Below are 13,933 nucleotides of genomic sequence, written 5' to 3'. Positions count from 1 at the left end.
CCCCGCGCGCCCCTCTCACTCACAGGAGCAAGCAGCATGAAACGACTCGAAGGCAAGGTGGCGCTGATCACGGGCGGCGCCCGCGGCCAGGGCGAAGCGGAAGCGCGCAGGTTCGTTGCCGAAGGCGCACGCGTGGTGATCGCCGACGTGCTCGATGACGCCGGCCGGCGCGTCGCGGCCGAACTCGGCGACGCCGCACGTTTCCAGCATCTCGACGTGACCCGCGAAGCCGACTGGCAGGCTGCCGTCGATGCGACGCTTGCGCAGTTCGGCCGCCTCGACATCCTCGTAAACAACGCGGCAATCCTGAAGCTCGTGCCGATCGAAACGTGCTCGCTGGACGACTATCGCAAGGTGATCGACGTGAACCAGGTCGGCTGCTGGCTCGGCATGAAGTCGGCACTGGGCGCACTGAAGGCGGCAGGCGGCGGCTCGATCGTCAACGTATCGTCGACGGCCGGGATGGAAGGCGTCGCGGGGGGCAGCGCATACGTATCGAGCAAATTCGCGGTGCGCGGGATGACGAAGGCCGCCGCGCTCGAATTCGGCCGCTACGGCATTCGCGTGAACTCGGTGCATCCGGGCGGCATCGATACCGTGATGGCGCGCCCGCCCGAGTTCGCGGATTTCGATCCGTCGTCGATCTACAGCGGCCTGCCGATCGCGCGCATCGGCAAGCCCGACGAAGTGGCGAACCTCGTGCTGTTCCTCGCGTCCGACGAATCCGCGTACTGCACGGGATCGGAATTCATCGTCGACGGCGGGATGCTCGCAGGCAGTTCGTTCCACTGACACGCATCCAGGTCGACGCACGCCCGCCAATCCGGCGGGCGTTTTCGCTTTCGCTTGCGAGGCGTCGCGTGAAAAGTACGGCCTCGCCCTCAGCCGATCACTCGCCCGGAAACGACAATGCCGCCGGCGGCTCTCCCGCGCGGCGGCATTGTCATTTATCGAGCGACACTTTGCGCGCCGCTTAATAACCCTTCGGCTGAATCGCAGGTGCACCAACGCCGCGCGACGCATGCTTGCCGCCGCGCACCAGGCGGCGCCCATGCGGGCCGTACACGCCATCCGGCTCCGGATACAGCGTCAGCAGCACGAAATACAGCACGCCGCCCACCAGCAGCGATACCGGCACGCTCAGGTCGAGCCCGCCCGCGAGGTTGCCGAGCGGCCCCACGAACTGGCCCGGCAGGTTCACGAACGACAGCCCGACGAACGCCGCCGGCAGCCACGCGCCCATCGCGCGCACGTTCCAGCCGTGCGTGAACCAGTAATGGCCGCCGCGCAGCCCGCGGTTGAACACCTGCAGGTCGTCCGCGAGATAGTAGCCGCGCCGCGTCACGTAGCCGATCACCATGATCGCCATCCACGGGCAACTGAACGTATCGATCAGCGTCGAGAACGTCGCGACGCTTTCGACGAGGTTGAACCAGAAGCGGCCGACGAAGATGAACGCGATCGCGATCGTGCCGATCAGCAGCGTCGCACGCACGCGGTTCAGCAGGCGCGGGAACATGCTCGACACATCGAGGCCGGTGCCGTACAGCGCGGTCGTGCCGGTCGACATCCCGCCGATGATCGCGATCAGGCACATCGGCAACAGGAACCAGCGCGGCGAGATCGCGAGCAGCCCGCCGACGTAGTCGTTCGATGCGATGAACGCGGGCGCCTTCGTCGCGATGATCGTCGCGGTCGCGAGACCGAAAAAGAACGGTACGAAGGTCGCGATCTGCGCAGCGAACACGGCGCCCATCACGCGATGCTTCGGCGTGTGCTGCGGGATGTAGCGCGCCCAGTCGCCGAGCGTCGATGCGAACGACACCGGGTTGCTCAGCGCGACCAGCACCGCGCCGACGAACGCGGCCCAGAAGCCCGCACTACCCTGCTGTACCGTGCCGGCGTAGTTCATGTCGAACAGGCCGGCGAATGCGAACAGGCCCGCGACGAACAGCACGCTCGCGGCCCACACGGCGATCTTGTTGACCCACAGCATGAAGCGGAAGCCGTAGATGCAGACGATCAGCACGAGCACCGCGAACACCATGTATGCCGCGCCGAGCGTGAAGCCGTTGACCGGCACGCCGACCATGTTGTGCGCGCCGCCGACGAGCGCATCGCCCGAGCTCCACACGGCGAGCGAGAAGAACGCGATCGACGTGAGCAGCGCGAGGAACGAGCCGACGATCCGGCCGTGGATGCCGAAATGCGCGCCGGACGACACGGGATCGCTCGTGCCGTTGCGCGGGCCGAACAGGCTCATCGGTGCGAGGATGCAGGTGCCGGCGAGCACGCCGAGCACGATCGCGCAGACACCCGCCTTGAACGACAGCCCGACCAGCACGGGAAAGCTGCCGAGCACCGATGTGGAAAAGTATTGCAGCCGCCGAACAACAACCTGAACAGATCGATCGGCCGTGCATAGCGCGATACATCGGGAATGCGCTCGAAACCGAACGACTCGACCTGCGTAATCCTGCCTTCACTCATTTGTCTCCCACTCCTCTGGTGCATCTGTACGGCCCGGTGCTGCGGCGATACGACACATCGTCATCGATTCGCGGCCACTCTAAACCGGATCGCGCGGCGCAAATATCACGCATTCGAGACGTTTACGACGAAGGAGAACAATGTTTCCCGGCAGGCTGGCGGCCGGCGCCCGCGCCATCCGTACGGCGCGGGCGATGCGACGTCAGCGCGCGCCCTCCGCCGCCGGCGCGCGGCATGCGATCAGGCCCCGCTGAACGGCCTGGCGCGCCTCGATGCCGGCGAGCCAGCACTCGACGTGCGGGTAGCCGGCCAGGTCGAGATCGAGTTCGGGCGCCGTGCGCAACCACGGGAACGCGGCGATGTCGGCGATCGAGTAGCGCGGCGATGCCAGATACGCCGATTCCGCCAGGCGGCCGTTCACGACCCCATAGAGACGCCGCGCCTCGTTCCGGTAACGCTCAAGTGCTTGCGCATTGACCGTCTTCGATGCATGCAGGAACCACCAGAGCTGGCCGAGCATCGGCCCGATCCCGCCGATCTGGAAGTGCAGCCATTGCTGGACCGCCGTGCGCTCGGCCAGCGTGTCGGGCTGCAGAAAGCCCGTCTTCGCGGCGAGATAGCTCAGGATCGCGCCGGATTCGAACACGGTCAGCCCGGTATCGCGATCGACGATGGCCGGGATCTTGCCGTTCGGGTTGATCGCGAGGAACGCGGGGCTGCGCTGCTCGCCGGCGGAGAGGTTGACGTGCACGCGGTCGTACGCGAGTCCGGCCTCTTCCAGGTAAATGGCGATCTTGTGCCCGTTCGGCGTGTTGGCCGTATGAAACGTGAGGGGGTGCGTCGAGATCATGTTGGTCCTTGTCTTCCGGTTATCGTTGCAACTACAATCGTTGCAATTGCAATCCTATGCCGGAACCGACAGCCCGGCGACATGCCAGTACTCGAAGGAGGGACATGCAGACTGCGCGATCCGGTCCGCCCGTGCGGACACTCGACACCCGCCGCGCCGCGGCGGCCTGCCTCGACAGCCTGATCACGCAGCGGCTCGCGCCGCGTGGCCGTGCGGTGTCGCCGCTCGGCGCGATGCGCGCGGCCGCCGATTGCCTCGAACGCGATGCGGCGACATCGGAGCGCGTGTGGATCGTGCGTGCCGATGCGCGGGAGCCGTTGGAAGACGCGGGCGCGCATCGCCGCATCAGCGCATGGCCGTTGCGGTTTCTCGACGCGCGCAAGCGGTCCGAGCGGCCGCTGCTGTACCTGCTGCATGCGCGCGCGACCGACCGGCTGCGGCTGGCGTCGGTCGAAACCGTCGATCGCGGGATCTTCGTGAACGATGCCGAAACGGTCGCGTCATCCTGGCCGAAAGGCGTGACGCCCGACGTCCCGCACTGGCTGGCCGCGAACCCCGCGTGCACGCCGTACGATCCGGCGTCCGGCCATGAGGCGATCGCGATCCTGCGCCACGCGCTGCGCACGCTCTATGTCGCCGGCCGGCCCGGATTCTGTTACCTCGCGAGCCACGACGCCCCCGCGCCCGATGCGAAGCCGCTGTCGGCCGCGGCGGCCCGCGATGCGTTCAGCGGCATGGTGCGGGCCGGCCGGCGCGCGGCAGCCGGCGCGGCCGCGCAGATCCGGCTGTGCGGCGCGGGCAGTACGCTCGCGCAAGTGATGGAGGCAGCCGATCTGCTGCACGACGAATGGCGCATCGATTCGACGATCTGGAGCTGCCCGAGCTACACGCAGCTCGCCCGCGACGGTCATGCAGCCGACCGGTGGAACCTGCTGCACCCGCACGACGAACCGCGCATCGCGCATGTGCGCCGATGCGTCGGCGACAGCCGCACGCCGGTGCTCGCGGTGACGGGCTACGCGGGGCACGTCGCCGCGCAGATCGGCGCGTTCGTACCGGCCCGCTTCGCGGCGCTCGGCGCGGATCTGGCCGGCCCGGGCCCCGCCACGCGCGCGCCGAGTGCGCGCTGGATCGCCGCGGTCGCGCTTCGCCTGCTGGCCGACGACGGCCGCGTGCCCGCCGACTGGGCCGCGCAGGCGATGCGCCGCTATGCGAGCGGCTGACGCGCTGGCCTGCCGCCGCTACTTCGCGTCGGCTCCCGCGTCGCGCGCCGCGGCGGTCGCACGGTCGAGCGCGGCGGCCATCGCTGCCTGCTCCTTGCCGCCGAACTGGTCGAGGAAGAGTTCCGCGACCGTCGACTGGTACACCTTCCACATCTTCTTGCGCAGTGTCCGCCCCTTGTCGGTGATGCTCGCATACGCGGCGCGGCCGTCGTCCGCCGAACGGGCGCGCGTGACGAACCCCTCCTGTTCGAGCCGGTCGACGAGGCGCGTGAGGTTGTAGCGCTCGATCGCAAGTACGTCGGCCAGCTCGTGCATGCGGCGCGTGCCGTCGGGCCCGCTTTCGAGCCCCCACAACGCGTCGTACCACGCATAGGCCGGCAGGCCAGCCGCCGCGAGGCGGCGCTCGATCTCGCGAATCATCGTCCGGTGTGCGCGGACGAACGAGAACCACAGATCGGGTTCGGGTGCGCTCATGTCAGGTCGTTCCTCTCGTTGAATTGCAGTTGCAATTAAATTTTACCTCGATAACAATTGCCCTCATACGATTGCAATTGCAACTATATGCCCACCGATCGGCGGGCGTTCCGTCGCGCGACGCGGCGCCACGACCGTCGCCCCGCGCAGCCTTATGCTTCTGGAGACATTACATGACCCCACCTCTCGCGCTACCCGACATCGACCCGCAGGAAACCCGCGAATGGCTCGATGCACTCGAATCCGTGATCGCGCTCGAAGGCCGTCCGCGCGCGCACTACCTGCTCGACCAGCTTTCCGACCTCGACGCCGCACGCCACGGCGACCTGCACGGCCGCGTGACGACTGCGTACGTGAACACGGTGCCGCGTGAACGGCAACCGGCCTATCCGGGCGATCTCGCGCTCGAACGGCGCCTGAACGCGATGATCCGCTGGAACGCGATGGTGATGGTGCTGCGCGCCGGCCGGCATTCGAACGTCGGCGGGCACATCGCGACCTACCAGTCGGCCGCGGTGCTGTACGACGTCGGCTTCGATCACTTCTTCCGCGGCCGCACCGACACCTTCGACGGCGACATGGTCTACATCCAGGGCCATTCGGCGCCCGGCATCTATGGCCGCGCGTACCTGGAAGGCCGCATCACGGACGCGCAGCTCGACAACTTCCGCCGCGAGACCGGCCGCGAAGCGGGACGCGACGGGTTGTCGTCGTATCCGCATCCGCGGCTGATGCCCGATTTCTGGCAATTCCCCACGGTGTCGATGGGGCTCGGGCCGCTCACGGCCGCGTATCAGGCGCGCTTCATGCGCTACCTCGAATATCGCGGGTTGAAAGCGCATCAGGGCCGCAAGGTCTGGGCATTCCTCGGCGACGGCGAAATGGACCAGCCCGAATCGCTCGCCGCGATCTCGCTCGCCGGCCGCGAACGGCTCGACAACCTGATCTTCGTCGTCAACTGCAACCTGCAGCGCCTCGACGGCCCCGTGCGCGGCAACGGCAAGGTCATCCAGGAGCTCGAAGGCACGTTCCGCGCGGCGGGCTGGAACGTCATCAAGGTGATCTGGGGCGCCGGCTGGGATCGCCTGCTCGAACGCGACACGACGGGCCTGCTGCGCCAGCGCATGATGGAGTGCGTCGACGGCGACTACCAGACCTTCAAGTCGCAAAGCGGCGCGTACGTACGCGAGCATTTCTTCGGCAAGTATCCCGAACTGCTCGCGCTCGTCGCCGACCTGTCCGACGACGACATCTGGAAACTGGCGCGCGGCGGCCATGACCCGGAAAAGGTGCATGCGGCCTATGCGCAGGCGATGCGCGCGGACGGGCGGCCGACCGTCGTGCTCGCGAAGACGGTCAAGGGCTTCGGGATGGGCGAAGCCGGCGAAGGCCAGAACGTGAACCACCAGTTGAAGAAGATGAGCGCGGATGCCGTACGCGCGTTCCGCGACCGCTTCGCGCTGCCGGTCAGCGATGCGCAGCTCGATGACCTGCCTTACCTGAAACCGGAGCCGGGCAGCGCCGACGCACGCTACTTCGCGGAACGCCGTGCCGCGCTCGGCGGCCATGTGCCGGCCCGCTTCAGCACCGTGGCGCCGCTGCCGGTACCGCCGCTCGCCGCGTTCGACGGTCAGCTGAAGGACAGCGGCGAACGCGGGCTGTCGACGACGATGGCGTTCGTGCGCATCCTCGGCACGCTGCTGAAGGATCCGGCGCTCGGCAAGCTCGTCGTGCCGATCGTGCCGGACGAGTCGCGCACGTTCGGGATGGAAGGCCTGTTCCGCCAGATCGGCATCCACTCGCATCTCGGCCAGCTCTATACGCCGCAGGACGCAGGCCAGCTCAGCTACTACAAGGAGGCGAAGGACGGGCAGATCCTGCAGGAAGGCATCAACGAATCGGGCGCGATCGCATCGTGGATCGCGGCCGGCACCGCTTACAGCAACCACGGCCTGCCGGCGATCCCGTTCTACATCTTCTATTCGATGTTCGGGCTGCAGCGCGTCGGCGATCTCGCGTGGGCGGCCGGCGACGCGCGGACGCGCGGCTTCCTGCTCGGCGCGACGTCGGGCCGCACGACGCTGATGGGCGAAGGGTTGCAGCACGACGACGGGCACAGCCACGTGCTGTCGTCGGTGATTCCGAACTGCGTGTCGTACGACCCGACCTATGCGTACGAACTCGCGGTGATCGTGCGCGACGGCCTGCGGCGGATGTTCGCGGAACAGGAAGACGTCTACTACTACATCACGCTGCTCAACGAGAACTACCCGCATCCGGCGCTGCCGGACGGCGCGGAGGCCGGCATTCTCAAGGGGCTTTACCGGCTGCGTGAAGGCGCGTCGTGCGCGGCCGATGCGCCGCATGTGCAGTTGATGGGCAGCGGCGCGATCCTGCGCGAAGTGCTCGCCGCGAGCGACCTGCTCACGCAGGACTTCGGCGTGTCGAACGACGTGTGGAGCGCGACGAGCCTGAACGAGTTGCGCCGCGACGGGCTTGCGGCAGAACGCTGGAACCTGCTACATCCGGATCAGGCACCGCGCGTGCCATACGTGCAGCAATGCCTCGACGGCCGCACGGGGCCGGTGGTGGTCGCGACCGATTACATGAAGATCGTCGGCGACCAGATCCGCGGGTTCGTCGACGGCCGGCGCTTCGTGTCGCTCGGCACCGACGGCTTCGGCCGCTCGGATACGCGCGACGCGCTGCGCACGTTCTTCGAGGTCGACCGGCACTTCATCGCGATCGCGGCGCTGAAGGCGCTCGCCGACGACGGCGCGATTCCGCGTGCACGCGTCGGCGAAGCCATCCGGCGCTACGGCATCGACATCGACAAGGTCGATCCGGCCAGCGTGTAGTCACGCGGCGCGCGGCAGGCAGGAGGGTTCCGGCCTGCCGCGCCGCCGTCCTGCCCGCGCTACTGCCCCGACTGCGCGAGCGGGCCTTGCGGGCCCTGCCCCGTTCCCGACGGCCAGCCGCCCGCCAGCGCCTTGTACAGCGCCACCGTCGACGCCGCGCTGCGCATCTGCCCGTCGGCCGCCGCATCCTGTGCCTGCAGCAGCGTGCGTTGCGCGTCGAGCACCTCGTAGTAGTCGATCGCGCCCGCCGAGAACCGCGCCTGCGCCAGTTGCGCTGCACGCGCGCTGTCGGTCGCGGCCTGCACGAGATGGCCCGTCTCGTCACGCGTGCGGGCGGCGCGCAGCAGCGCGTTCTCCGTTTCCTCCAGCGCCCCGAGCACGGTCTGCCGGTACTGCGCGAGCTGGCCGGCCGCTTCCGCATCGCTCGCGGCGATCCGCGCACGCACGCGGCCGACGTCGAGGAACGACCAGTCGATGCCGAGCGCGATCAGGTTCGTGTCGCTGCCTGCTCGGAAGAACCCGTAGCTGCTCGTCGCGCTGCCGAGCAGCCCCGACAGCGTAAAGCGCGGAAACAGGTCGGCCGTCGCGACGCCGATGCGTGCGGTCGCCGCGTGCAGCCGCGCCTCGGCAGCCGCGACGTCGGGCCGACGCCGCAGCAGGTCGCCCGGCGTGCCGGGATCGATGTCGGCGGCCAGCGCCGGCAGCGGCACCGGCGTGCCCGCCGACGCGGCTGCCTTCGGGAGATCGAAGCGGCCGATCAGCGCGTCCGGCGTCTGCCCGGTCAGCACCGCGAGCCGGTGCTCGTCGACGCCGATCGCCGCTTCGTACACGGCGATCCGCGACGTCGTCGATTCGTACTGCGCGCGCGCCCGCGCCGCATCGAGTTCGGAACCGCGCCCCGCGCCGACGCGTGCATTGATCAGCGCGAGCGTCTGCTTCTGGTTGTCGGCGTTCTCGCGCGCGATCCGCAGCCGCTCCTGCGAGCCACGCAGATCGACATACGTGCTCGCCACCTCGCCGGCGATCGCGACGCGCACCGCGCGCACGTCCGCCGCGCTGGCAGCCGTTTCCGCACGCTGCGACTCGATCGAACGGCGCACGCGGCCGAACAGGTCGAGCTCCCAGGCCGCATTGATCCCGACGCTGGACGTCGGCGAATCGCGCTGGCTGCGCGGCGCGCCGAACGCCTGGTCCTTGCTCATCAGCTGATGGCCGATCTGCCCGCTCGCGGTGATCGTCGGGTAGCGGTCGAACGTGGCCTGCGACAGCAGCGCATTCGATGCGTCGTAGCGCGACACCGCGACCTGCAGGTCCTGGTTCGCCGCGAGCGCCGTGTCGATCAGCTGCGTCAGCGCTGGATCGCCGAAGCCGCGCCAGAACGCGGCATCGGCATCCGCCGACGCGTCGGGCGGCATCTCCGGCGTCGCACCGGACGGCGCCGCCGGATGCGCATCGCGCGCGAACCGCGCAGTCGTGGCCGTGTCGGGCCGCTTGAAATCGGGGCCGACCGCGCACGCGGCGAGCGTCACCGACATCGCGAGCGCGGAAAGACGGAAAGCGGCGCTCATCGGTTTTCTCCTTCGAGGGTGCCGTGGTGTTCGCTCCACACGGCCGGTGTGCCGCCCGCGAGCTTGCGGATCGCCACATAGAACACAGGCGTCAGGAACAGCCCGAACAGCGTGACGCCCAGCATCCCCGCGAACACGGTGATGCCGGTGGCCGCACGCACTTCACTGCCCGCGCCGCCGCCGATCAGCAGCGGCACCGAGCCCGCGATGAACGCGACCGACGTCATCACGATCGGGCGCAGCCGCAGCTTGCACGCTTCGAGCGCGGATTCGATCACGCCCTTGCCCTGGATTTCGAGCTCGCGCGCGAACTCGACGATCAGGATCGCGTTCTTGCACGCCAACCCCATCAGCACGACGAGACCGACCTGCACGAACACGTTGTTGTCGCCCCCCGACAGCCACACGCCGAACAACGCGGCGCAGATGCACACGGGCACGATCAGGATCACCGCGAGCGGCAACGTCCAGCTCTCGTACAGCGACGCGAGCACGAGGAACACAAGCATCACCGCAAGCGGGAACACGACGATCGCCGCGTTGCTCTGCGTGACCTGCTGGTAGCTGAGGTCGGTCCATTCGAGCGTGATGCCCGGCGGCAGCACGTCCTTCGCGATCTGCTGGAGTTTCTCGATCGCCTGCGACGACGACATCACCTTCGGATCGGCATCGCCGATCAGGTTCGCAGCCGGGTAGCCGTTGTAGCGCACCACCGGGTCGGGCCCGTATGCTGGCGCCACCGTCACCATCGAGCCGATCGGCACCATCTCGCCCTTCGCGTTGCGCGTGCGCAGGTTCGCGATGTCGGCGGCCGTCTGCCGGTGGCCGGCATCCGCCTGCGCCATCACGCGATATACGCGGCCGAACAGGTTGAAGTCGTTCACGTACATCGAGCCGAGATAGACTTGCAGCGTGCTGAACAGGTCGGTCAGCGCGACGCCCTGCGCCTTTGCCTTCAACCGGTCGACCTTCACCTCGAGCTGCGGGATGTTCGCCTGGTACGAGCTGACGGGGTAGCTCATACCCGGCGTCTTCGCGACCGCGGCCTGGAACGCAGTGAGCGCGTTCTGCAAGGCGCCGTAGCCGAGCCCGCCGCGATCCTCCAGGTACAGCGAATAGCCCGAGCCGTTGCCGAGGCCCTGGATCGGCGGCGGCATCAGCGCATAGGTAATGCCGCCACCGATGGCCGCGAAGCGCGCGTTCAGGTCCGCGTTGATCTCCGCGGCGCTGCGGTGGCGCTGGTCGAACGGCTTCAGGATCACGTACGAGTTCGTGATGTTCGGCGTGTTCACGCCCTGCAGCGCATTCAGCCCGGCAAACGCCGGCACCATCTCGACACCGTCGGTGCCGAGCGCGATCTTCGTCATCTGCTCGGTCACCTCGCTGGTGCGCGCGAGCGACGCGCCTTCCGGCAGCTTCGCGCCCGCGAACAGGTACAGCTTGTCCTGCACGGGGATGAAGCCGCCCGGCACCGCGTTGAGCAGCAGCGTGGTCGCCGCGAGCAGCGCCGCATAGACCGCGAACACCACCCCGCGCCGCTTCAGCGTGCGCGACACGAAGCCGTGATAGCGATCGGAACTGCGGTCGAAGAAGCGGTTGAACGGATGGAACAGCCAGCCGAACGCGCGATCGAGCCCGCGCGTGAGCGCATCCTTCGGCGCGCCGTGCGGGCGCAGCAGCTTCGCGGCGAGCGCGGGCGACAGCGTCAGCGAGTTGATCGCGGAGATTACCGTCGAAATCGCGATCGTCACCGCGAACTGCCGGTAGAACTGGCCCGTGACGCCGGACATGAAGGCCATCGGCACGAACACCGCGCACAGCACGAGCGCGATCGCGACGATCGGCCCCGACACCTCGCGCATCGCCTGGTGCGCGGCGTCGCGCGGGCTCAGGCCCTGCGCGATGTTGCGCTCGACGTTCTCGACGACCACGATCGCATCGTCGACGACGATCCCGATCGCAAGCACGAGCCCGAACAGCGTCAGCGTGTTGATCGAATAGCCGAGCAGATAGAGCCACGCGAACGTGCCGACCACCGACACGGGCACCGCGACGAGCGGGATGATCGACGCGCGCCACGTCTGCAGGAACAGGATCACGACGAGCACGACCAGGACGACGGCCTCGATCAGCGTGTGCTGCACCGCGCGGATCGATTCGCGCACGAACACCGTCGGATCCCACACGGGACGGAACGCGACGCCGGGCGGGAAGCGCTTCGACAGTTCGTCGAACTTCGCATACACGGCCTTCGCAACCTCGAGCGCGTTCGCGCCCGGCGACAGGAAGATGCCGACCACCGCCGATTGCTTGTCGTTGAAGTACGAGCGCAGCGTGTAGTCGCCCGCGCCAAGTTCGACACGCGCGACGTCGGACAGCTTCACGACCTGGCCGTCGTCGCCGGTGCGCAGCACGATGTCGCCGAACTCCTGCGCCGTGCGCAGCCGGCCGCGCACGTTGATCGACAGCAGGAAGTCGTTTTTCTTCGGCGTCGGCTCCGCGCCGAGCTGGCCGGCCGACACCTGCACGTTCTGCTCGCGCACGGCGGCAATCACGTCGCTCGCGGTCAGCCCGCGCGATGCGAGCCGGTTCGGGTCGAGCCACAGCCGCATCGCATAGTCACCGGCACCGGACAGGCCGACATCGCCTACGCCCGTGAGCCGCGACAGCTCGTCCTTCACGTGCAGCGTCAGGTAGTTGCGCAGGTACAGCGAATCGCGGCTGTTGTCCGGCGAATAGAGGCTCACGTACATCAGCGGCGTGGGCGACTGCTTCTGCGTGGTCACGCCGTACTGGCGCACCTCGTCGGGCAGGCGCGACAGCGCCTGGCTCACGCGGTTCTGCACGCGCACGGCGGCCGTGTCGGGATCGACGCCCTGCAGGAACGTGACGACGACCTGCAGGCTGCCGTCCGAACCGGCCACCGACTTCATGTACATGATGCCTTCGACGCCGTTGATCGCCTCTTCCAGCGGTTCGGCGACCGATTCGGCGATTTCCTTCGGGTTCGCGCCCGGGTACGTCGCACGCACGACGACGCTCGGCGGCACGACCTCCGGGTATTCGCCGGCGGGCAGCATCGGGATCGAGATCAGGCCGATCGCGAAGATGACGATCGACAGCACGACCGCGAAGATCGGCCGGTCGATGAAGAATCGGGAGAAATCCATTGCCTGTCTCCCGTTATTGCGCGGCCGGCGCGCCGGCATCCGCGACGGCCTGCGTGCCGTTGCCCGGGCCGTTGCCCGCGCCATTGCCGGCACCGGCGTCGGCGCGTACGGGCAGCGCCTTCGGCTTCACCTGCGCGCCCGGATAATAGATCCGCTGCATCCCGTCGACGACCACGCGGTCGCCCGCCTGGATCCCCTTCTCGATGATCCGCTCGCCATCCAGCCCGCGGCCGATCGTCACGTCGCGGCGCAGCGCCTTGTCGCCGGGCCCGATCACGTACACGTACTTGCGGTCCTGGTCGGTGAGCACGGCCTTGTCGTCGACGAGCAGCGCATCCTGATCGCGGCCGCTGACGAGCTGCACGCGCGCATACAGGCCCGGCGTAAACGTATGGTCCGCATTCGGCAGCCGCACGCGCGCGCGGATCGTGCCGGTTTGCGGGTCGAGCCGGTTGTCGAGGAAGTCGACGGTGCCCGCATGCGGGAAGCCCGTCTCGTTTGCGAGGCCCACACGCACCGGATCGGCGCCGATCGCCCGATGCTTCGGATCGGCACGCCGCGCGTTGTAGCGCAGGTAGCTCTGTTCGTCACAGTCGAAATACACGTAGACGGGGTTCTGCGACACGACGGTCGTCAGCAGCGTGTCGTCCGCGCGCGCCAGGTTGCCGACGGTAGCGACCGCGCGGCCGACGCGGCCCGCGATCGGCGCACGCACTTCGGTGAAGCCGAGATTGAGCTTCGCATCGGCGACGGCCGCTTCGGCCGCCTGCAGGTCCGCACGCGCCTGCTCGGCCGTGGCGCGCGCGTTGTCGAGTTCTTCCTGCGACGTCGCATGCGCATCGATCAGCGTCTGTACGCGCTTGAGCTGCACGTTCGCGAGGCTTGCGGCCGCACGGGCCCGTTGCAACTGCGCGTTCGCGCGATCCAGCGCGATCCGGTACGGGCGCGGGTCGATCTCGAACAGCAGCGCGCCCTGCGCGACCAGGTCGCCCTCCTTGTAGGCGACGCGTTGCAGATAGCCGCTCACGCGCGGCCGCAGCTCGACTGCGTCGACCGCTTCGACGCGTCCGTTGAATTCGTCCGCAAGGCGGATCGTGCGCGGCGCGATGGTGGCGACGCCGACTTCGGGAAGGGATTGGGCCGACGATGCGCCTTTGCCGTCGTGACAGCCCGACAACGCCAGCAGCAGTGCACAGGCCGCGCCCAAAGGCGACGTCCTGCGTAGGGATAAGGAGAGCATGATGCCTCGCGACGGGTTAAACTGCCGCGTAGCATAAAAGTTGAAGTTAACTTCAAGTCA

Annotated in this window: 8 protein-coding genes and 1 pseudogene; 3 read left to right on the top strand and 6 right to left on the bottom strand. The window is 68.2% G+C overall.

Annotation, left to right across the window (positions count from 1 at the left end; translation table 11 throughout):
* The first annotated feature begins 36 nt into the window (after nucleotides 1–36).
* Nucleotides 37–792, top strand: a complete 756-nt coding sequence (locus BDI24065_RS09700) for a glucose 1-dehydrogenase (RefSeq protein ID WP_175031048.1) — start codon at nucleotides 37–39, stop codon at nucleotides 790–792.
* A 181-nt stretch (nucleotides 793–973) separates the two neighbouring features.
* Here the strand turns inward: BDI24065_RS09700 and BDI24065_RS09695 are convergent.
* Together BDI24065_RS09695 and BDI24065_RS09690 are read right to left on the bottom strand one after the other, a co-directional pair.
* Nucleotides 974–2,490, bottom strand: a pseudogene (locus BDI24065_RS09695) (purine-cytosine permease family protein).
* Nucleotides 2,491–2,692: 202 nt separating this feature from the next.
* The gene (locus BDI24065_RS09690; protein ID WP_175031047.1) at nucleotides 2,693–3,340 is read right to left on the bottom strand and encodes a glutathione S-transferase family protein; all 648 of its coding nucleotides are present in this window, start codon (nucleotides 3,338–3,340) and stop codon (nucleotides 2,693–2,695) included.
* 104 nt (nucleotides 3,341–3,444) lie between these two features.
* Here BDI24065_RS09690 and BDI24065_RS09685 point away from each other — a divergent pair, with 104 nt between their 5' ends.
* The gene (locus BDI24065_RS09685) at nucleotides 3,445–4,563 is read left to right on the top strand and encodes a transketolase-like TK C-terminal-containing protein (protein WP_175031046.1); all 1,119 of its coding nucleotides are present in this window, start codon (nucleotides 3,445–3,447) and stop codon (nucleotides 4,561–4,563) included.
* Nucleotides 4,564–4,581: 18 nt separating this feature from the next.
* Here the strand turns inward: BDI24065_RS09685 and BDI24065_RS09680 are convergent, their stop codons facing one another.
* Complete coding sequence (locus BDI24065_RS09680) at nucleotides 4,582–5,037, bottom strand: MarR family winged helix-turn-helix transcriptional regulator (RefSeq protein WP_175031045.1); 456 nt, start codon at nucleotides 5,035–5,037, stop codon at nucleotides 4,582–4,584.
* Nucleotides 5,038–5,210: 173 nt separating this feature from the next.
* On the opposite strand from BDI24065_RS09680, the gene aceE reads away from it, so the two are divergent.
* The gene (aceE, locus tag BDI24065_RS09675; protein WP_175031044.1) at nucleotides 5,211–7,895 is read left to right on the top strand and encodes a pyruvate dehydrogenase (acetyl-transferring), homodimeric type; all 2,685 of its coding nucleotides are present in this window, start codon (nucleotides 5,211–5,213) and stop codon (nucleotides 7,893–7,895) included.
* 59 nt (nucleotides 7,896–7,954) lie between these two features.
* Here the strand turns inward: aceE and BDI24065_RS09670 are convergent, their stop codons facing one another.
* From BDI24065_RS09670 to BDI24065_RS09660, 3 genes are read right to left on the bottom strand one after another with little or no spacing between them, the layout of a single operon-like run.
* Complete coding sequence (locus BDI24065_RS09670; RefSeq protein WP_175031043.1) at nucleotides 7,955–9,463, bottom strand: efflux transporter outer membrane subunit; 1,509 nt, start codon at nucleotides 9,461–9,463, stop codon at nucleotides 7,955–7,957.
* A complete protein-coding gene (locus BDI24065_RS09665; RefSeq protein ID WP_175031042.1) occupies nucleotides 9,460–12,633 on the bottom strand; it encodes an efflux RND transporter permease subunit in 3,174 nt (1,057 codons plus the stop codon). Before BDI24065_RS09665 ends, BDI24065_RS09670 begins: the two co-directional genes overlap by 4 nt.
* 13 nt (nucleotides 12,634–12,646) lie before the next feature.
* The gene (locus BDI24065_RS09660) at nucleotides 12,647–13,873 is read right to left on the bottom strand and encodes an efflux RND transporter periplasmic adaptor subunit (RefSeq protein WP_175031041.1); all 1,227 of its coding nucleotides are present in this window, start codon (nucleotides 13,871–13,873) and stop codon (nucleotides 12,647–12,649) included.
* Nucleotides 13,874–13,933 lie beyond the last annotated feature (60 nt).

The organism is Burkholderia lata (assembly GCF_902499025.1).
GTDB classification, from domain to species: domain Bacteria; phylum Pseudomonadota; class Gammaproteobacteria; order Burkholderiales; family Burkholderiaceae; genus Burkholderia; species Burkholderia lata_C.
The sequence above is the reverse complement of the archived record's forward strand: the minus strand, read 5'-3'. Positions and strand labels throughout refer to the sequence as shown.

Bases quoted from the DNA above. Each gene is read 5' to 3' on its own strand.
- BDI24065_RS09700 (WP_175031048.1), top strand. From the start codon at position 37: ATGAAACGACTCGAAGGCAAGGTGGCGCTGATCACGGGCGGCGCCCGC.
- BDI24065_RS09690 (WP_175031047.1), bottom strand. From the start codon at position 3,340: ATGATCTCGACGCACCCCCTCACGTTTCATACGGCCAACACGCCGAAC.
- BDI24065_RS09685 (WP_175031046.1), top strand. From the start codon at position 3,445: ATGCAGACTGCGCGATCCGGTCCGCCCGTGCGGACACTCGACACCCGC.
- BDI24065_RS09680 (WP_175031045.1), bottom strand. From the start codon at position 5,037: ATGAGCGCACCCGAACCCGATCTGTGGTTCTCGTTCGTCCGCGCACAC.
- aceE (WP_175031044.1), top strand. From the start codon at position 5,211: ATGACCCCACCTCTCGCGCTACCCGACATCGACCCGCAGGAAACCCGC.
- BDI24065_RS09670 (WP_175031043.1), bottom strand. From the start codon at position 9,463: ATGAGCGCCGCTTTCCGTCTTTCCGCGCTCGCGATGTCGGTGACGCTC.
- BDI24065_RS09665 (WP_175031042.1), bottom strand. From the start codon at position 12,633: ATGGATTTCTCCCGATTCTTCATCGACCGGCCGATCTTCGCGGTCGTG.
- BDI24065_RS09660 (WP_175031041.1), bottom strand. From the start codon at position 13,873: ATGCTCTCCTTATCCCTACGCAGGACGTCGCCTTTGGGCGCGGCCTGT.